We start from the raw sequence: 17,718 nt of genomic DNA, 5'->3' as shown, positions 1-17,718 counted from the left end.
TCAGACGAGCCCCGCCGTGATGACCCCGAGCGGGAGCAGGAGGGCGAGCGCGACGACCTCGACCGTGTCGCCGAGCCGCGTGAGGCGGAGGCGGGCCTTCGGCGTGAGCAGCGTGAGCCCGATGAGCACCACGGTGGCGACCACGAGGATGAGCAGCATCCAGGTGCGCACGTCGGGGAGGGCGAGGGCGACGGTCACACCGGTCGCGGCGAGGCCGATCGCCCCGATCGCCATCAGCACGAGCACCCCGAGCCGGGCGTGCATCTGCCGCGACTGGAACATCATGCCGACGAAGGCGAGCACGCACAGCACGGCGCCCGTGACGCCGCTGGCGGCGACGAGCGGGGTCGCGATGAGGGCGGCGAGGCCGAGGGCGGCGCGCAGAGCGATCAGCGTGCGGGTGCCGGCCGCGGCGCGACGCTTCACCTCCTCGGCATCGATGGGCTGAGGCGCGGAGAACATGTCGGCGTCGCTCTGCGGCGAGATCACCCGGATGCGGGTGGAGCTCAGAGCCAGCCAGGGGATGCCGTTCGCGAGCAGCGCCGTGGTCGCGAGCATCAGCGCGTACGAGGCGAGCGGATCGCCGAAGACCGCGGCCGCCGTGGCCGTGATCCCGATCGAGGCGCCGAGGGCGATGGGCACGAGGTGGATCTCGGGCTTGTCCTGGGTGACGGCCAGGCTGAGGCCTCCGACGACGACGAGTCCGAGCCCGAGAGCCGCGAGGGGCCAGCCCCAGATGCTCTGCGCGGGGACCGCGAGGTAGCCCGCGAGCCCGCCGTACGCCGCGGCGGTGAGTCCGAGCGCATGACCGGCCTCGGGCTGTCGCAGCCGCATCAGCACCGCGGCGGCGACGCTGAGCACGACCGCGCCCGATCCCGCGATGATCGCCGGGAGCAGAGACGTCGGCGGCGTCGCGACGAGGAGCACGGCGCACAGGGCGAGGAAGGTGAGGCTGACGAAGAGGGCGGTGCGGGAGCTGTCCGCGGGGGTCCAGGAGTTGTGCTGCTCGGCCGTCGCGTCGATCACGGCTTCCACGACATCGTCGTAGATGCGCGGCTCGCGCATGAGCCCGCCGCGCACCAGGGTCAGCAGCTCGCCGTCGTGCACGCCCTGGGCCGCAGCGCCACGAGCGGGGTCGAGGGGCGTGCCGTCCGCCCGCTGCAGCGCGTATCCGCCGTGCGTGAGGGTCGGGTCCAGCACGCCGAGACTCCGGGCGAAGCCGGGGATGATCTCGACCAGGGGGACCTGCGATGGCACCCCCACGTCGAGCCTGCGGTCGTCGCTGACCACGGAGATCCGCAGCACGGTTCCTGCCACGGTGCCGCTCTGGCTCATATCGGTGGTGTCCCCCCACGTGTGCGATGCTCTCCCGCCGCAGGCGTTGCGGGGGTCCGGCCCGGACTCACTCTAGTTGACAGGCCAGATCCTATCCGTTGCGCACGCGCGGGCTGCGGCTGAGGCGGCTCGGGCCTGCTTCAGGCCATTCATCGATCGACCGTAGAAATTTCGATACGGATCTGTCCAGGCCGTTGGAAATGGGCACCGACCTGCTTTAGCCTATGTGCGGAAACAGATTGTCGGGGGTTGTTCCGAAGTCGTCCCGTATCGGGAAGGCGCTCCCCCGCGTGTGTCCTCATGGGGACCGGAGGGAGTGAGTAATGGCTGATGTCATCTCCGCAGAAGAGGGGGCTCTGCGTCGCGGAGCCCAGGCCGTGCGGGAGACGAAGTCCGGGATCGATCAGCAGACCAAGAAGGTCCGCGGTGAGATCGAGCAGCTGCGCGGGTTCTGGACGGGTGCGGCTGCCGCATCGTTCACCACGCTGATGTCGCGGTGGGACGAGCAGGCTCGTCAGCTCAACGAGGTCCTCGTGACGCTCGAAGATGCCCTCGCCGGCACCGAGCGCGACCAGGCCGCGACCGAAGAATCCCACCAGCAGACCATCGCGGGCCTCGGCTCGATGATGGGCGCCTGAGCGCAGTCCGCAGAGATTTCAAGGAGAACATGATGCAGTCGATGTCCGTTCGCCCGGAGCAGGTCAACGCTCTCGCGGCGCAGATCCGCAGCGGGTCGCAGGGTATTCGTTCCGAGCTGGACCGCCTCGAGTCCGAGGTCGGCAAGCTGCGTGCGGCGTGGGATGGTGCCGCGCAGCAGGCCTACGACCAGGCGCAGGCCAAGTGGAACCGCTCGCTGAGCGAGATGCAGCAGCTGCTCACGCAGATCGCCGGGAAGACCGAGGAGATCTCGGGTCAGTACGTGCAGACCGACAAGTCGGCTGCGGGGCGCTTCGGCGCGTGAACCCGGGGCGCGGGTCTGACGCAGCGATGCGTCGGGCCCGCGCCGTCTGCTGTGCTTTTCGGTGAGCTACCGGACGGTACAGCAGGCGTGACGGGATCGCCGGAGGAAAGAAGAGGGGGCGTCGATGACCATCGGAATCGACCTTGATCAGATACTCGCTGAGATCAAGCGCATTCAGCGGGACATGCAGCAGCTTCCTGCTGCATCCGAGGTTGCCGTCTCGGAAGGTGGCGTGTCGGAAGCGACCGCAGTGTATCGCGACGCCGTGAGGAGCGTCGCTGACGGCATGGGCAAGGCGACACAGAACTCGATCGTCGCGCTGAACGACGCCAATGAAGCCATGCGTCTCGCGGTCATGGCCATCGCGGAACAGGATGCAGCGATCGCCGACGAAGCGAAGCTCATCCTCTCCTTGTTGGATTCCGCCGTGGAGCAGGCTCCGACGACGCCCCAGCCGACGCCCGCAGGGGCGCAGACCTCGGAGACCTCGACGGATGAGCCCGAGGAGATGGACTACTGATGAAACGCGGACGACACCTGGTCGCTGCCGCGATCGGCGTGGTCGCGATGAGCGTCGCGGTCGCCGTGCCGGCGACAGCATCGGATGCGTCCGAGGGCGGGCTGTGGTATTTCAACCGGGGCAAGGTGCAGGCCGCACAGGACGCCGGCCTCGACGGTTCCGGAGTGACGATCGCCGTGATCGACACCCAGGTGAATCCGGACGCTCCCGGTCTGCGGGGCGCTGACCTCCAGGTGCGGGAGGAGTCGTTCTGTTTCGACGAGTCGGGAAAGCGGTATGACGCGATCTCCTCGGACTACGTCGCGGCGAATCACGGCACGAACGTCGCCTCGATGATCCTGGGCACGGGAGAGGCGGTCGGCGGCACCCCCATCAAGGGTGTGGCGCCGGGCGCGACGGTGCTCTATTACAACTCGATGATCACCACCAGCGCGCCGGAGGGGAACGACGTCGAGTCCACCTGCCTGCAGGAGAACGGCGAGCTGATCAATGACGATCTGAGCGATGAGGGAATGCGCCGCCCCTCCGGCCTGGCAAAGGCGATCTCGGCGGCGGTGGACGACGGTGCGGATATCATCTCGGTCTCGCTGGGCGGGTTGGTCGACGCCGCGGATTCGGTGGCGAAGGCTCATGCGGCCGGAGTCGTGGTGTTGGGTTCGCTGCCGAATGTGGGCGGGGTCGGTGACTGGCCTTCGAGCTACAACGGTGTCGTCGCCGTGCAGGCGTTCGGCCCCGACGGCAAGATCCAGTACTCGACGTACGATCCGGTGCTCGCCGAGCCCTCGCCGAATCTGAGTGAGGACGTGAAGGTGGCGTCTCCGGGGCTGGAGATCATCGCGCAGGGCACCGCGGACTCGTGGGACGCGCAGCAACTGCGTTCGGGGACCTCATTGGCGACGCCGATCGCGGCGGGCTTCCTGGCGGTCGTGAAGCAGAAGTACCCGGAGGCGACGTCCAATCAGCTCATCCAGAGCATGATCCACAACACGGGGACGAAGGGCGAGCACGAACCGGAGTGGAACAACAGCGGCGGGTACGGGGCGATTTCGCTCTCCGGCATGCTGGCTGTCGATCCGACGAAGTACCCGGATGTGAACCCGCTCTGGGACGCCGACGATGAGAACGCTGTTCCCCAGCAGGCCAACGTGGACGAGGAAGCCGCACTGCTCGCCGCGAGCGCTTCTCCGCAGCCGACGAGTGAGGCGGGCGATGATGCGGGTACCGCGGGGACGGATCTCGTACCGCTGCTGATCGGCGGTGGGGCTGTGCTCGCCATCCTCGTCATCGGCGGAGTGGTACTCGCCGTGGTGCTGACGAGCTCATCACGACGACAGAAGACGCAACAAGGGGGAGACCGATGACTGGACCGTACGAAGCCGAGCTCAATCGCATTCGCGGACTCGAGGACTGGCGCATCCCGAAAGCCGCTTCCCTGCAGACGGCGCTCAACTCCCTCGTCGGTGCGCTGGGCACCGTGCTGGATTCGTCGGCGTGGAAGGGCAGCTCTTTCGAAGCCGCACGAGAGTCGCTGGGGAAGCTGCAGGAGAACTTCCGCATCCTCGAAACTTACGTCGGACAGCTCACCACGACGATCGAGAACGCGAACACCTACCGTCGCAACGCGGCATCGACGGAGCTTCCGTCGACCAGGGTCGACCCGTTCTGGGCGAACGCCGCCAAGGTCGGTTCCGTCGTCGTGCACCCCGTTCTCGGCCCGCTCGCCGCGGACAAGGCACTCGATGTGATCGGCGGCTTCCTCGGCAACAAGCGTGAGGAAGAGGCGAAGCGCATCGTGCAGCAGATCGAGTCGGCCCTCGCGCCGTCCGCGAAGTCGCTCACGGCCGCGTCCGCGACACTGTCGGAGTTCGACCCACGGGTCGCGGTTCCCGCACCGCCGCAGAAGCCGGTGGACCCGGGCACGGATGTCACCGCTCCGCACATCTCCTATCCCGGGGGCGGAAGCTCTCCCGGTGGCTCCAGCCCGGGTGGCGGAGGCCATCCGGGAAGCGTGAGTCCGCCTGCCTCCCCTGGCGGGGGACAGATCGGCGGGGTGAACCCTGGTGGCTGGGAGCCGACCCCTCCCGGCGGCGGCTGGGAGCCCACCCCTCCCGGCGGCGGCTGGGAGCCGACCCCTCCCGGTGCGGGCGGCGATGATCCCTCGATCGACTCTCCCGGCGGCGGCCTGCTTCCGGGCGGGCCCGGTGGCGGCCTTCCCGGCGGTTCCGGTGGTCCCGGCGGCTCCGGCTCGCTTCCCGGCGGTGCCCTTCCGGGCGGCGTCTTCCCCGGCGGTGGTGGAGGACTCGGCGGCATCGTGGGCGGTGGCGCCGGTGCGGCGGCGATCGCAGCGAGCTCGAAGATCGCCGGCTTCGGCAGCATGGGCGGACTCGGTGGTGCGGGCCTGGGCCCGGGCGCCGGTGCCGGGCTCAAGGCCGGTGGCGGTCTGCTCGGCAACTCCGCCGTCGGCGGTGTCGGCGGCATCGGTGGAGCAGGCGGCCCCGGCGGTATGGCCGGCACGGGCGGCGTCGGTGGCGCGGGTGCCGCGGGCACCGGGTCTTCCGGCGCGGCAGGAGCCGGTGGCCGACCGGGCATGGGCATGATGGGCGGCGCCGGTGGCGCCGACGAGGAGGAGAAGGCGAAGCGTTCGGGCCTCGGCGGTCCTATCGCCCCGAAGCTGGAGGACGACGAGGAAGCCGGCCCCCGCGCCAAGGGTGCTCGCGCCGGATCCCGCGACGAACCCACCGACTGAATGACGCCGCTCCGGTTCGAGAAGGCGCGGTACGAGGGTCGACGCGGGGGCATCGTGAACCCCGGGAACGCCGGCGGCGGTGCCCCGCGGCGAGAGTCGTGCGCAGTGGATAGGGTGCAGGTGTGTCAGTCGAGATCGTAGAGCGGCGTCGGATCGTCCTCCAGAGCGAAGACCGTCGCATCGACCTCTCCCTGCCGCTCGACGAGACGCTGGAGGACGCCCTCACCCTGAGCGGGATCCCGGACGCGGACCGGTTCGTCACGATCGGCCCCGGGGGATACGAGATCCCCGGCGACACCGAGTGCGAAGACCTCGTCGACGGCGGCCTCTACGCGCTCATCGACCGTACGGCTCTGGCTCCGCCGGCGCGCCCGGTGGAGAAGGCGACGGGCCCGACGCGCGTCGACCACGGCGCACGGTGGTGGCTGCTGGCCGTGAGCGGGATGCTGCTCGTCGCGGTCTTCGCCCAGGGCACCGTCGATCCTCTGATCCGGCTGCTCGTCGCCCTCCTCGTCGCCGCAGGTGCGGTCGGCGGCGCCGTCGCCTGGGCGCGACGCGACTCCGCGGCGGGAGTGCGCGGCATCCTCGGGGTGCTCGCGCCCGTGCTGCTGTCGTTCGCGGCCGGCGCTCTCCTCATCCCGGCCGGGCTGGAGGACGCGTCGCACCTGTCGACCGCCACCGGGTTCCTCGCGGCCGGCATCACCACCGCGATCATCGCCGTCACGGCCAGGGCTCGGCCGATGCGCGCCGCGGCCGGGACGGCGACGGTGCTGCTCGTGGGCCTCGCGGCCGTCTGGGGCCTCGCCCTGCTGCTGCGGTGGGGGGAGGCGGAGGCGGCCGCCCTCTCGCTCGGCCTCGTGCCGCTGGGCCTGCGTGCCCTCCCGAGCAGCCTCGTCAACCTGCCCGAGGGCTACTTCATCGACTACAAGCACTTCATGACCAGCCGGTGGACCGTGCGCGGAGCCATCCCCGACTCGGTCGGGCTGCTGCGTCCGGAGCGCATCACCGCGGTCGTCGACGATTCCTCCGCGCGGCTCATCGCGGGCACGGCCGTGCTCAGCATCGTGGCCGCGGTGATGGCTCCGGTCGCGTTCCTGCGGCCCTGGCCCGACGACGCGTTCGTGGTCTCCGGCGGGATCGCCCTGCTCTGCTGCCTCGCGCTCGCCCTGCTGCTCACGCCGCGGCACACCACCTCGCGCCTTCTCCGGTGGTTCCCTCGCGCCGCGGCCGCGGTGGTCTGCCTCGTCGCCGGCATCCAGGTCGCGGCGGCCCTCGGGAGCGGGTTCCACGTGCTCGGAGCGGCCCTGCTGTTCCTCGTCGGGTTGGCGGCGGTGGCCGTCGTCATCCCGGTGTCCAAGGGCGCGAAGTCGCTGGTGTGGTCGCGGGTCGGAGACGCGTTCGAATGGCTGGCCGTCGCGCTCGCCCTGCCGTCGGCGCTGCTGTACGCGAATGCGCTCTCCCTGGTTCGTGGAATGATGGCCGGATGAGCGGGAACGGCCCATCACAGTCCTGGCCGAGCGGGGGTCCGATCCCGCCGATGGCGCCCGGCGGAGACCGTCCAGGGGAGATCCCCGCGCTGCCGCCCGCCCTGATCGCGGCGCCCCCGGGCGTCGACGGCACGCCGCTGCGCCAGACGCCCGCGCCGCCCACGCCGATCGCCTCGTCGCGACGCACCGTCCCTCGGCCGGCCGAGGGACTCGGCCCCGCCTTCCGCGGGGCCCCGGCGGGCACGATCCAGCGGATCGCGGCCTTCACGCTCGACGCGGCCGCCGTGTTCCTCGCCTCCGCCGTCGTCCTCGTGCTGACGCAGAGCGTGCTGCTCGCGGGCCTCACCGTCTTCGAGCTCGCCCTGTTCCTCTGGGTGCTGGAGGCGCGGACCGGCCTCACCCTCGGCAACGCCGTGCTGCGCCTGCGCAGCGCCCGCGCCGACCGGCCGTGGTCGCCGGGGATCGGGCGCCAGTTCGTCCGCGGCATCATCACCGGTGCCGGCTTCCTCGTGGCCGTCGGCAGCTGGGTGGTCGTCGCCTCCAGCGCCTGGGATCGCGGCGGCAGACGGCAGTCCTGGGCCGACCGCGTCGCCGGCACCGTCGTGGTCGCCGTGCCCGCCAGGGCGGCCGTCGAGGCTCCGCCGACTCCCGCCGCGGTGGAGGCCGCTCCGCTGGCTCCGCCGCAGGTCGTGCCGCTGGTGGCGTCGCCGTCCGTCGTGGACGAGGACTCCCAGCCCACCGACGCCCGCGCCGCCTCCCGCCGTACCGAGACCCCGGAACCGGCGGCACCCGGATCGGATCGGCCGCTCTTCACCGTCGCCCCCGCCCCGGCGCCGCAGACGGGTGCCGAGGCTCCCGCGCCGGAGACCGGTGCGCTGCTGCTCATCTTCGACACGGGCCAGCGGGTGCAGCTCGCCCTCCCCGTGGCCGCGAACCTCGGGCGCGGCCCCGTCGCCAGCGCCCACGACGACCGCCTCATCGTCGTCACCGACCCCGATGCGTCGGTCTCCAAGACCCATCTGCGCATCGAACACTCCCGCGGTCGCACGTGGGTCACCGACTTCGGTTCCACGAACGGCTCCGACGTCCGCAGCGATGACGGCCAGACGACCGAGCTGGTCGCCGGCGAGCGTGTGCTGCTCGACGACGCCGACCGTGTCCGCATGGGCAACCGCAGCTTCACCATCAGCCTCCTGCTGGGTACAGACAGCAGCGCCGGAGAGAGAGCATGACAGGACCCCGTCTCGCCCCGCCCCGTGTCCCCTCCGGGAGGCTCCCGGTCCAGGCCCCGCCGGAGCTGCAGCCGAACGACGGCGGCATCGGGATCCTCGGGTCGCTGCTGCCCATGCTCGGCAGCGTCGGCGCGATCGTCATGGTCACCATGTCGAACCAGTCCGTCACAGGTCTGCTCACCGGCGGCATGTTCCTGCTGTCCTCGCTCGGCTTCGTCGCCGTCAACGGCTGGCGGCAGCGCTCCCAGCGGCAGGCGGCCACGCTCGGTGCCCGCCGCGAGTACCTGGCGTACCTGACCGAGCTGCGGCAGACCGTCCGCGTCGCCGCCCGCCAGCAGCGCCGTTCCGCGAACTGGCACCTGCCGGCCCCGTCGACCCTGCCGTACCTGGCGGAGGAGCGCACCCGCGTCTGGGAGCGCGGCGTGAACGACCCCGACTTCCTGTCGGTCCGCGTGGGCGTCACCGACCAGCCGCTGTGCGTCACGCTCGAAGCCCCGGAGCTCCCGCCGCTGGCGCAGCTCGATCCCGTCGCCGCCTCGGCCGCGCACCGCTTCATGCTGACGCACGAGGTCCAGAAGAACCTCCCGCTCGGCATCACCCTCCGCGACTACGCCCGCATCGAGATCACCGGCGACGAGGACGAGACGCGCGCGCTGGCGAGAGCCATGCTGCTGCACGCGGCCACCATGCACGACCCCGACGTGCTGCAGATCGTCATCGCCGCGGACACCGGCGTGCTCCCGCAGTGGGAGTGGGCCAAGTGGCTGCCGCACACGCACTCGCGCACCGTGCGGGACGGCCTCGGCGCCGCCCGCATGATCGGCTCGCAGCTGTCGGAGCTCGAGGACATGCTGCCGCCCGAGGTGCGCGAGCGCTCGCGCTTCGCCCGCGACGGCTCCGGACCGAAGACGCCGCACGTCGTCATCGTCACGGACGGTGCCACGACGTCGTTCAACGACGCCCTCGTCACCGGCGACGGCGTGCAGGGGGTGACCGTGATCGACCTCCCCTCCCGCTGGAGCGACCTCGACGACCCGAACGCCCTGCGCATCGCGTTCGAGACCGGCGGTGCGAGCACACGCGCCGAGCTCGTCAGCCTGCAGGTGCCCGCACGCCCGTTCGAGGCCGACGCGATCACCATCGTCGAGGCCGAGGCGACCGCTCGTCGGCTCATCGCCCTGTATTCGGGCGGCACGGCGATCGCGAGCAAGAAGAGCGCGACCGGCCAGGCCGAGCTCGTCGAGCTCCTCGGTCTTCCCGACGTGCGCGACCTCGACCTCGACGCCGCGTGGTCACCGCGCCTGGAGCGCGACCGGCTCCGCGTGCCGATCGGCCAGACCGAGGACGGCAGCCCGCTCATCCTCGACATCAAGGAATCGGCGCAGCAGGGTATGGGTCCGCACGGTCTCATCATCGGTGCCACCGGCTCCGGGAAGTCCGAGGTGCTCCGTACGCTCGTGCTGGCCCTCGCGATGACCCATTCGCCGGAGCAGCTCAACTTCGTGCTCGTCGACTTCAAGGGTGGGGCGACGTTCGCCGGCATGGCCGACATGCCGCACGTCTCGGCGATCATCACGAACCTCGGTGAGGAGATCTCCCTCGTCGACCGCATGCAGGACGCGCTCCAGGGCGAGATGGTGCGCCGACAGGAGCTGCTGCGGGCCACCGGTCCGTTCGCCAACGTGGCCGACTACGAGAAGGCGCGTCGCGGAGGCCGCACCGACCTGGCGCCGCTGCCCGCCCTGCTCATCGTCGCCGACGAGTTCTCCGAGCTCCTGTCGGCGAAGCCGGAGTTCGTCGACACGTTCGTCAACATCGGCCGGCTCGGCCGCTCGCTGCAGGTGCACCTGCTGCTGTCCTCCCAGCGGCTGGAGGAGGGCAAGCTGCGCGGCCTCGACACGCACCTCTCGTACCGCATCGGTCTGCGGACGTTCTCGGCGGCCGAGTCGCGTACCGTCCTCGGCGTGCCGGACGCCTATCACCTGCCCACGCAGCCGGGCGCCGGCATCCTGAAGTCCGACACCGAGACGATGACGCAGTTCCGCGCCGCGTACGTGTCCGGACCGCCGCCGCGTCGGCGGCGGCGGGCGTCGTCCGGCGGCTCCGGACAGAGCACCGGCTCGACGGCGGTCGAGCTGTTCACCGCCGCGCCCGTATGGCGGGCGGAGGCGCCGGTGGACGAGCCGGAGGTCGTGGTCGACGCCGAACCGGAGGAGAAGCGGAACACCTTCGAGATCGCGGTCGAGTCCATGAAGGGACGAGGCCCCGCGGCCCACCAGGTGTGGCTGCCGCCGCTGGTGACGCCGGCGACCCTCGACCAGCTCTTCGGCGACCTCGTCGAGGACCCGTCGCTCGGTCTCATCTCCCCGCGCTGGCGGGGTGCGGGGGCGCTCACGGTCCCGCTCGGCATCGTCGACGTGCCGCTGGAGCAGCGCCGCGAGAACCTCGCGGTCTCCCTCGGCGGCGCGGCCGGCCACATGGCGATCGTCGGAGCTCCGCTGAGCGGCAAGAGCACGCTCGCGCGGACGACGGTGGCCGCCCTGGCTCTCACCCACACGCCTCAGGAGGTGCAGTTCTTCGTCATCGACTTCGGCGGCGGCAGCTTCACCGGTCTGCAGGACTTCACGCACATCAGCGGCGTCGCGACCCGCTCCGAGCCGGACGTGGTCCGCCGCACCGTGGCCGAGGTCACCAGCCTGCTGAACGCCCGTGAGGTGTACTTCCGGCAGAACGGCATCGACTCCATCGACGCGTACCGCCAGCGCCGTGCGCAGGGTCTCACCGACGACGGCTATGGCGACATCTTCCTCATCGTCGACGGCTGGGGCACGCTGCGCGCCGAGTTCGAGATGCTGGAGCCGCAGATCCAGGCGATCGCCGCGCGCGGCCTCACCTACGGCGTGCACGTGGTCATCACCGCGGCGCGCTGGATGGAGATCCGGGCGAACATCAAGGACCTCATCGGTACCCGCATCGAGCTGCGCCTGGGCGACCCGACCGACTCCGAGGTCAACCGCAAGGCGGCGGAGAACGTCACGGCCATCCCCGGCCGCGGCCTCAACGACCGCGGTCTGCAGATGCTCACGGCGCTGCCCCGGGTCGACGGCGTGGACGACGCGTCGAGCCTCGCCGACGGGATCGACGACCTCGTGGCCCGGGTCGCGGCGGCGTGGCACGGACCGGCAGGGCCCAAGCTGCGGCTGCTGCCCTCGCGCATCAGCCATGCCGACCTGCGTGCCGTGGCGGCCGCGCAGTCGCCGGACGGCACGGAGCCCCGCGAACTGCTGCTGGGCATCGACGAGGCGAACCTCGCCCCGTTCTCGATCGATCCGGTCGCCGAACCGCTGCTGTACCTGTACGGCGACGCGGACTCCGGCAAGTCGTCCATGCTGCGCGGCGTCGTGCACGAGATCACGCGCCTGTACGGGCCGACCGAGGCCAAGATCTTCGTCGTCGACTACCGTCGTGCCCTGCTGGGCGAGATCCCGCAGGAGTACCTCGGCGCGTACCTCACCTCGCACGAGATGACCGAGGGCGGGATGAGCGAGCTCGCGCAGTTCTTCCAGAGCCGCATCCCCGGACCGGACGTCACGCCCGACCAGCTCCGCAGCCGGTCGTGGTGGAAGGGCGCGGAAGGGTTCGTCCTCATCGACGACTACGACCTCGTGGCGACCTCGCAGGGCAACCCGGTCGCGGTCCTCGCGCCGCTGCTCGCGCAGGCGGCGGATCTCGGTCTCCACGTGATCCTCACCCGCCGCACCGGCGGGGCGAGCCGCGCCGCGTACGATCCGATCATCCAGCGCATGACCGACCTGGGCGCGACCGGCATCCTGCTCTCGGGCAGCCCGGAGGAGGGCCAGCTCATCGGCAAGGTGAAGGCCGTTCCCGCGATTCCGGGCCGGGCGCAGATCGTCAGCCGCGATCGGGGCCTCGTCTCCGCACAGCTGCTGTGGGTGCCGCCGAGCTACGAGTGACAACCGAGGAGAGACCGAGATGACCTTCGAACCGACGCCGGCCCCCGCGCCGATGGTCCCGCCCGTGCTGTACCTGCCCCTGAGCGTGACGTCGACGCCCGAGGAGCAGCTCGTCGAGATCCGGGAGCTGAAGGACGGGCGGCGCGCACTGCTCGCCTACACCGCCCTCGACCGGTTGCTGGAGCTCGCCGGCGAGCGGCAGCCCTGGGTCCTGGTGCGCACCGAGGACCTCGGTCAGATCAAGGCGGCGCAGCCCTACGACGTCGTCATCTTCGACCTCGACGTGCCCGCGTCCTACCGCCGGAACGGGGCCATCGCATGAGCCGCATCGCGATGGACCCGGAGGTGATGGCCGTCCATGCGGACATGCACGAGGAGGCGGTCGAGCTCATCGAGACGAAGCTCTCCGGCATCCCGACGGCCGTCGACGGCGGACTCGCCTCCGACACGGTCGCCGCCATCATGCAGCGGGTGGGAGAGGGCGTCGACGCCCTGTACCGGATCAACGGCACCCTGGGGGAGATCGTCCGCGCCATCGCCGACGACGCGGAGACGAACGAGCAGGACGTGATCGACCAGCTCGACCCGGTCGCGGCCATCGTCGAGGACCTCTGATGACGATCGACACGACCACGTACGGCGACGCCGACCAGGTGCAGGCGGCCGCGGACTGGCTCGACCCCGACCTGAAGGACGCCGCGGACGTCTCCTCCAACGTCACGACCTTCATCCCGACCGGCGTGCGCGGGCACTGGTACGGCGAGTCGGCGGACGACTACGTCACGATCCTCTCGCGCACGACCGACGCCGCGAAGGAGATCAAGGACCTCGCCCGTGACGCCGCCGAGAAGCTCCGGTCGTACGCCGGGCAGCTGCGGCGCATGAAGGAGGACTTCGCGAAGCATCGCGACAATGCGAGAGCGGCGGGGCTCCCGGTCAACGGCATGATCATCGGCCGGCCGGTGTCCCTGATCCCGGTATGCCCCACCTCGCGGGACGACCCCTACTGGGACGAATGGCAGGAGCACCTCGACCGCATCGAGCTGTACAACGAGATCGCCGCCGACGTCGGCTCCTGGTGGGGCGAGCTCGAGGTCTGGATCAGCGAGAACCTCGACGGCTTCCTCGGGACCATGCCGAGCCAGTCCACGGCGGACAAGATCCTGTCCGGTCTGCGGGAGGCGAGCGGCGAGGTCCCGAAGATCTACCTCGAGGGCCAGGGCCTGGCCTGGGCGGAGACGGCGGCCGAGCTCACCTCCCACGCGGAGGATCTGCGTCTCGGAGCATCGGACTTCGTTCGCGAGCTGCGCTCCGGCAATCCCGCCGTCAAGGCCGCTGCCGAGGCCGCCAACCCCACCGGCATGCGGTGGGCGGCGGACGAGGCCGAGGATCTGGCCCGCGGACTCTCTCGCGCGAGTCGGGCGGTGCCGTTCATCGGCTGGGGGGTCGACGCCTGGAACCTGGGCTCGGCGATGTCGTCGGGCGACGACCCGTCGTCCACCGCGGTGGAGATCATCGGCGGTGCGGCGGGTGGCGCGGCTGCGGCTGCCGGGGTCGCCGCGCTCGCGGCGGCCGGTGTCGTCACGCTCCCCGTGTGGGGCACGGCGGTCGTCGTCGGCGGGGCCGCGGTGGCGGTCGGTGCCGGCGCGGTGTGGGCATACGAGAACTGGGTCCCGCAGGACGTCCGGGAGTCGATCGACGCCGGCATGGCGGATGCGTGGGACGCCACGACGGACTTCGCGGAGGACGCCTGGGAGAACACGACCGACTTCGTGGGCGACGCCGGGCACAACATCGGCAAGGCGTGGAAGGGACTGTTCGGGTGACAGGTCAGCAGCAGTCGACGTCTCCGGAGACGATCTGGGTGCCCGGTCATCCGGGGTGGCAGGGGCAGCAGCGCGCGACCACGGCACTCACGGTGTTCGGCGTCGTGTTCGCCATCGTGGTCCTGTTGTTCAGCCTGATCCTGTTCGCCGATCCGGCTCCCGCGATGAAGGCTCTGGGGATCGGTGTGCTCGCGGCCGTCGCCGTGGGCGTCTGGCTGATGGTGGCGCACGCCCGCGTCTCGCGGGTCCGAGTCGTCCGGCCGGTCGTCGACGGTCCGGCGATCGCGTTCGGCGGCGCCGCGGGGATCGTCTGGCCGCTGCGCGCCCTCGTGCCCGTGGGGGCCCTGCTCCTCGCGGCGTGGGCATGGAGCATCTTCACGGTGCCCGCAGACCGACTGCCGCTCCTCACCCTGCTCCTCCTCCCGGTGGTCGCGCTGATCATGACGATCGCCGGCATCCGGTCGTGGTTCCGGGCGCCCTCCGCCCATCGCCTGACGCTGCGCCCCGACGGGCTGCAGCTCCGGATCCCGCGCAACAACGTGGCCGTGGCGTGGGAGGAGGTCGTCGGCGCCGGCCTGGAAGGCAACCGCGTGGTGCTGCGGACGGTGACCGCTCAGCCGTCCTCGTGGGCGGCGGCCGACCTCGCCAGCGACCCTGTGCTCCTGGCCGAGCTGGTCACCTTCTACGCGAACCGTCCCGACGCCCGTGCCGAGATCGGCGCGGGCACGCTGGCCCGTCTGCGGTCCGGGGAGTTCTAGGAAGACCTTTCCGCGCGCTTCCGGGTTCGACGGTGTGATCCTCGCAGGGGCGTCGCCAGACCGTCAGTCCGTGAGGCGGAACTCGATGCTCGCGGTCTGTTCCGGGTCCTCGAACCGAATTGTTCCGGAGGTGAAATCGACTTGTAGGTCTGCGGGGTCGACGGGGAAGCCGTCGTTCGTGGCCTCGTCGAACCGTAGGACAAGCGGGGGGTCGTCCGAGAAGGTTTCCCAGACACCGGAGCCGCGGAAGTTGTCTTGCGTGTCTCGGTGCTGGAGGGGGTTGAACGAGGTGTCGGTCATGGTGAATGTGCCGTCGCGGTTGATCGTGAGGGTGCCGTTGTCGTCGCCAACCGCTTCCCACACGCCGACGGGAGAGGTGACATGTGGGGCGGGGGTGCAGCTGGCGAGGCCGAGCATGGTGGCAAGGACGAGTACGGGCGACAATACGGCATTCGGAAATGAGCCTCGGAGGTGAGCCATGAGGTGTCAGTTCGCGAGACGGAATTCGATGTTCACGGTTTGTTCCGGGTCCTCGAACCGGATCGTGCCCGACGTGAAATCGACTTGCAGTCCCGCGGGGTCAACGGCGAAGCCGTCGTTGGTGGCTTCGTCGAATCGTAGGACAAGCGGGGGGTCGTCGGAGAACGTCTGCCAGGTTCCTCGTCCGTGGAAATCGGCCGAATCGGTACGCCAGATGGGGTCAAAGGAGGCATCGGTCATCGTGAATGTGCCGTCGCGGTTGATTGTGAGGGTGCCGTTGTCGTCGCCGACCGCTTCCCAGACGCCGATGGGAGAGGTGACGGCGGGGGCGGGGGCACAGCTGGCGAGGGTGAGTATCGTGAGAAGGGCAAGAGCAACCGCCGCGATTGCTGAGCGGGCGCGGAGGATGAAAGTCATGGATACACCGTTTCGGTCCAGACGATGGTCTGATGCTGGGGCGCGAACTCTCCGTGACTAGCGTAGGCCGACGTCATGGCGGCCTCCACGAGGGGCACGTGCGCGCCACCCGTGCCGGGGATGCGCGTTGCGGAGTCGATGGTCGTGTCGTTGTTAATGATGTACGTGACTGCCACGCCTCCGTCTGGCTGGGACTCTCCGGCGTGCACCTCCAGCTCATATGAGCCGAGAAAGGACTCGGGCAGGTTTTGGCCTCCGAGTAGGGAGCTGGGAACCCCGCTCGTGAAGACGTTGAAACCGTCCTGAACGAGAACCCAGGGGTTGTCGCTGATGACCCGATCGTAATAAAGGGGTATCCCACCCTCGACTAATCTCCCACTGCGGAGCGCATCAACCACCTCGGTGCGGGCACCGTTGATGTGGTCGCTGTGCATCAGGGTTGCAACAAACGGATCGTCTGGGCCGAGGACGACCCCGCTCGCACCGTCAGGGCCACTGAGGAAGTCACTGAGCAGATCCCCTACACGTCCGTTGGCGAGCTCCCGCGGGCTTTTGCCAGACGGGCTGGCGGTGCAGTCGAGAGCTCCCCAGGCTTCCGACGCGGTTCTGCCAAGCAGGGCGGCGAGGACCTGGTCCGCCTTCTCACGGGCATCGGCGAGGCGGACGAGCTCGTCGGCTGCGTCCTGTGCATCGATCGTCGCCTGCTGTTCGGCATCGAACCGCCGCGCGAGTCCCTCGGGGTCTGTGCCGAAGAGGGCCTCGCTGTGGACACCGTTGAGGATGAGCTCGGCGGCTTCGAGGCGGTGCTTCAGAGGCGCGGCTCTGCGAGCGATCTCGGCCACCGCATCAGCGTAGGCGAGGATCCCTTTGCCGGCGATCCGCGTCGCCTCCTCGGAAGCTTCCAGACGGTCGTGGAACTCGAGGATGCGGGCGCGGAACGCGTCGGCGCTCTCCCCGGTCCAGATGTCGTCGAGGTCGCGGAGGATGACGGACACGGCCGATCTCGCGTCCGAGAGGTCCGACGCCTGCGTGTCCGTCCACTGCTTCGCCCTGTCGCACGCGGTCAGGTCGCCGGCGCCAGGGTCGAACCTCGTCCAGTTCGGCACTACCGGACTTCCAGCGCCGCGATGAAGGCCGTCACGGCATCGACGTGCGCCTGCTCCGTGGCGAGAAAATCCCGCGCCGTGTCGTCCACTCCGCTCGCCAGGCTTCGACTGGTGAGCGTGAGAGCGCCATGCGCTTCGAACCACGCAGACACGAACCTCTCCGCACCGGACGAGACCAGGTCGCTGAGCGCTTCCGTGAGATCGAACCCGCCATCGAGACGGGCTTTGCCGTGCGAGATGTCATGGAGCGACCGCGCCACTCCGCGCATGCCACTGACGTCGATGTGAAGACCGTTGCGCACTGTTCCCCCGGAGACCCCCGCCCCGGATCCAGGCTAACGAGGAGGAGGACGACGGTGAAGAGAACCGCGACGCTGTATACCGGTGGCTCAGCGGGCGCCGGCGGCGTCGGCGAGATGACGCGCCTCGTGGCCGAGGACCTTTACGATGATCCCGTGGCGCCGGAGCTCGGCGACCGTGCGCGCGCCCTCCTCGGCATCGAGCCCCAGGGCCCGGATGTTCGCCACCACGACCACGTCTCCGGTCCGGAGCGTCGAGATGAGCCGCGCGAGGCGGTCGTTCCAGCTCTCCAGGATGTCCGGCGCCGGGTGACGGAAGCCCTCGATGGGCACGCCGAAACGCGTGAGGTCGGCGCGCTGCTCGACGACCGACGGCATGCCCTCACGAGCGACGACGAGGCCGACCAGGCGGGAGCCCGCGGGGCGCGCGGTCCAGAAGTTGCGGTTCTGCTGCAGCTCCGTGAAGCACTTCGGGCACGTCGCCGCGTCGTGCGGGAGGTGGAGCGGGCTCGTCAGCGCATCGTCGAGAGACGGCGTCGCACCCGCCGGGTCAATCGTGTCGCTCATCCCGCACCTC

18 protein-coding genes are annotated in these 17,718 nt (G+C 70.3%); 12 read left to right on the top strand and 6 right to left on the bottom strand.

The genetic code is table 11. From position 1 onward, the window contains the following. Nucleotides 1-1,335 (bottom strand): type VII secretion integral membrane protein EccD, encoded by a 1,335-nt coding sequence (gene eccD / locus ACIQID_RS08435; protein ID WP_060923226.1) that lies wholly within the window; start codon nucleotides 1,333-1,335, stop codon nucleotides 1-3. A 323-nt stretch (nucleotides 1,336-1,658) separates the two neighbouring features. On the opposite strand from eccD, the gene ACIQID_RS08430 reads away from it, so the two are divergent. The 12 genes from ACIQID_RS08430 (at nucleotide 1,659) to ACIQID_RS08375 (ending at nucleotide 14,839) form a co-directional block, all read left to right on the top strand. After that, nucleotides 1,659-1,973, top strand: a complete 315-nt coding sequence (locus tag ACIQID_RS08430) for a WXG100 family type VII secretion target (RefSeq protein WP_025104644.1) — start codon at nucleotides 1,659-1,661, stop codon at nucleotides 1,971-1,973. A 41-nt stretch (nucleotides 1,974-2,014) separates the two neighbouring features. Continuing rightward, the gene (locus ACIQID_RS08425; RefSeq protein ID WP_136052373.1) at nucleotides 2,015-2,296 is read left to right on the top strand and encodes a WXG100 family type VII secretion target; all 282 of its coding nucleotides are present in this window, start codon (nucleotides 2,015-2,017) and stop codon (nucleotides 2,294-2,296) included. A gap of 124 nt (nucleotides 2,297-2,420) precedes the next feature. Beyond that, nucleotides 2,421-2,816: a hypothetical protein gene (locus ACIQID_RS08420; protein ID WP_312673863.1), complete on the top strand. Its 396-nt coding sequence runs from the start codon at nucleotides 2,421-2,423 to the stop codon at nucleotides 2,814-2,816. A gap of 164 nt (nucleotides 2,817-2,980) precedes the next feature. Next, a complete protein-coding gene (locus ACIQID_RS08415; RefSeq protein ID WP_400283761.1) occupies nucleotides 2,981-4,177 on the top strand; it encodes a S8 family peptidase in 1,197 nt (398 codons plus the stop codon). Next, nucleotides 4,174-5,562 (top strand): hypothetical protein, encoded by a 1,389-nt coding sequence (locus ACIQID_RS08410; RefSeq protein WP_400283758.1) that lies wholly within the window; start codon nucleotides 4,174-4,176, stop codon nucleotides 5,560-5,562. The genes ACIQID_RS08415 and ACIQID_RS08410 overlap by 4 nt, the downstream gene beginning before the upstream one ends. A gap of 122 nt (nucleotides 5,563-5,684) precedes the next feature. Then, a complete protein-coding gene (locus tag ACIQID_RS08405; RefSeq protein WP_400283755.1) occupies nucleotides 5,685-7,049 on the top strand; it encodes a hypothetical protein in 1,365 nt (454 codons plus the stop codon). 50 nt (nucleotides 7,050-7,099) lie between these two features. Beyond that, on the top strand, nucleotides 7,100-8,281 hold the full coding sequence (locus tag ACIQID_RS08400) for an FHA domain-containing protein (RefSeq protein ID WP_400283752.1): 1,182 nt from the start codon (nucleotides 7,100-7,102) through the stop codon (nucleotides 8,279-8,281). Further along, nucleotides 8,278-12,255 carry a type VII secretion protein EccCa gene (eccCa, locus tag ACIQID_RS08395; RefSeq protein WP_400283749.1) on the top strand — a complete coding sequence of 1,326 codons (3,978 nt, stop codon included), beginning with the start codon at nucleotides 8,278-8,280 and terminating at the stop codon, nucleotides 12,253-12,255. Before ACIQID_RS08400 ends, eccCa begins: the two co-directional genes overlap by 4 nt. A 19-nt stretch (nucleotides 12,256-12,274) precedes the next feature. After that, entirely contained in the window at nucleotides 12,275-12,577 is a 303-nt protein-coding gene (locus ACIQID_RS08390; protein WP_312673851.1) for an SAV_915 family protein, read from the top strand. Then, nucleotides 12,574-12,870, top strand: coding sequence for a hypothetical protein (locus ACIQID_RS08385; RefSeq protein WP_062635420.1), 297 nt, complete (start codon nucleotides 12,574-12,576; stop codon nucleotides 12,868-12,870). The genes ACIQID_RS08390 and ACIQID_RS08385 overlap by 4 nt, the downstream gene beginning before the upstream one ends. Next, nucleotides 12,870-14,081 carry a hypothetical protein gene (locus ACIQID_RS08380; protein ID WP_400283744.1) on the top strand — a complete coding sequence of 404 codons (1,212 nt, stop codon included), beginning with the start codon at nucleotides 12,870-12,872 and terminating at the stop codon, nucleotides 14,079-14,081. The genes ACIQID_RS08385 and ACIQID_RS08380 overlap by 1 nt, the downstream gene beginning before the upstream one ends. Then, nucleotides 14,078-14,839, top strand: coding sequence for a hypothetical protein (locus ACIQID_RS08375; RefSeq protein WP_400283741.1), 762 nt, complete (start codon nucleotides 14,078-14,080; stop codon nucleotides 14,837-14,839). Before ACIQID_RS08380 ends, ACIQID_RS08375 begins: the two co-directional genes overlap by 4 nt. Before the next feature lie 63 nt (nucleotides 14,840-14,902). Here ACIQID_RS08375 and ACIQID_RS08370 read toward each other — a convergent pair whose 3' ends face one another. The 5 genes from ACIQID_RS08370 to ACIQID_RS08350 form a co-directional block, all read right to left on the bottom strand. Further along, on the bottom strand, nucleotides 14,903-15,256 hold the full coding sequence (locus ACIQID_RS08370; protein WP_400283738.1) for a hypothetical protein: 354 nt from the start codon (nucleotides 15,254-15,256) through the stop codon (nucleotides 14,903-14,905). Between the two features lie 69 nt (nucleotides 15,257-15,325). Further along, the gene (locus tag ACIQID_RS08365) at nucleotides 15,326-15,736 is read right to left on the bottom strand and encodes a hypothetical protein (protein ID WP_217584096.1); all 411 of its coding nucleotides are present in this window, start codon (nucleotides 15,734-15,736) and stop codon (nucleotides 15,326-15,328) included. Then, entirely contained in the window at nucleotides 15,733-16,842 is a 1,110-nt protein-coding gene (locus ACIQID_RS08360; protein WP_400283733.1) for a WXG100 family type VII secretion target, read from the bottom strand. The genes ACIQID_RS08365 and ACIQID_RS08360 overlap by 4 nt, the downstream gene beginning before the upstream one ends. Then, entirely contained in the window at nucleotides 16,842-17,144 is a 303-nt protein-coding gene (locus ACIQID_RS08355; RefSeq protein ID WP_400283730.1) for a hypothetical protein, read from the bottom strand. The genes ACIQID_RS08360 and ACIQID_RS08355 overlap by 1 nt, the downstream gene beginning before the upstream one ends. A gap of 87 nt (nucleotides 17,145-17,231) precedes the next feature. Next, nucleotides 17,232-17,708: a dehydrogenase gene (locus ACIQID_RS08350; RefSeq protein ID WP_400283727.1), complete on the bottom strand. Its 477-nt coding sequence runs from the start codon at nucleotides 17,706-17,708 to the stop codon at nucleotides 17,232-17,234. Nucleotides 17,709-17,718 lie beyond the last annotated feature (10 nt).

It is taken from the genome of Microbacterium sp. NPDC091676, from assembly GCF_044756645.1.
In the GTDB taxonomy this organism is placed as follows: Bacteria; Actinomycetota; Actinomycetes; order Actinomycetales; family Microbacteriaceae; genus Microbacterium; species Microbacterium paraoxydans_D.
Note: the sequence above shows the minus strand (reverse complement) of the source record. Positions and strands in the feature narration are given on the sequence as shown.

What these genes read in the sequence shown, in the direction of transcription:
- ACIQID_RS08390 (WP_312673851.1), top strand. Translation starts at nt 12,275, where the DNA reads ATGACCTTCGAACCGACGCCGGCCCCCGCGCCGATGGTCCCGCCCGTG.
- ACIQID_RS08430 (WP_025104644.1), top strand. Translation starts at nt 1,659, where the DNA reads ATGGCTGATGTCATCTCCGCAGAAGAGGGGGCTCTGCGTCGCGGAGCC.
- ACIQID_RS08400 (WP_400283752.1), top strand. Translation starts at nt 7,100, where the DNA reads ATGGCGCCCGGCGGAGACCGTCCAGGGGAGATCCCCGCGCTGCCGCCC.
- ACIQID_RS08370 (WP_400283738.1), bottom strand. Translation starts at nt 15,256, where the DNA reads ATGCTCGGCCTCGCCAGCTGCACCCCCGCCCCACATGTCACCTCTCCC.
- ACIQID_RS08385 (WP_062635420.1), top strand. Translation starts at nt 12,574, where the DNA reads ATGAGCCGCATCGCGATGGACCCGGAGGTGATGGCCGTCCATGCGGAC.
- ACIQID_RS08425 (WP_136052373.1), top strand. Translation starts at nt 2,015, where the DNA reads ATGTCCGTTCGCCCGGAGCAGGTCAACGCTCTCGCGGCGCAGATCCGC.
- eccD (WP_060923226.1), bottom strand. Translation starts at nt 1,335, where the DNA reads ATGAGCCAGAGCGGCACCGTGGCAGGAACCGTGCTGCGGATCTCCGTG.
- eccCa (WP_400283749.1), top strand. Translation starts at nt 8,278, where the DNA reads ATGACAGGACCCCGTCTCGCCCCGCCCCGTGTCCCCTCCGGGAGGCTC.
- ACIQID_RS08380 (WP_400283744.1), top strand. Translation starts at nt 12,870, where the DNA reads ATGACGATCGACACGACCACGTACGGCGACGCCGACCAGGTGCAGGCG.
- ACIQID_RS08350 (WP_400283727.1), bottom strand. Translation starts at nt 17,708, where the DNA reads ATGAGCGACACGATTGACCCGGCGGGTGCGACGCCGTCTCTCGACGAT.
- ACIQID_RS08420 (WP_312673863.1), top strand. Translation starts at nt 2,421, where the DNA reads ATGACCATCGGAATCGACCTTGATCAGATACTCGCTGAGATCAAGCGC.
- ACIQID_RS08365 (WP_217584096.1), bottom strand. Translation starts at nt 15,736, where the DNA reads ATGACTTTCATCCTCCGCGCCCGCTCAGCAATCGCGGCGGTTGCTCTT.
- ACIQID_RS08410 (WP_400283758.1), top strand. Translation starts at nt 4,174, where the DNA reads ATGACTGGACCGTACGAAGCCGAGCTCAATCGCATTCGCGGACTCGAG.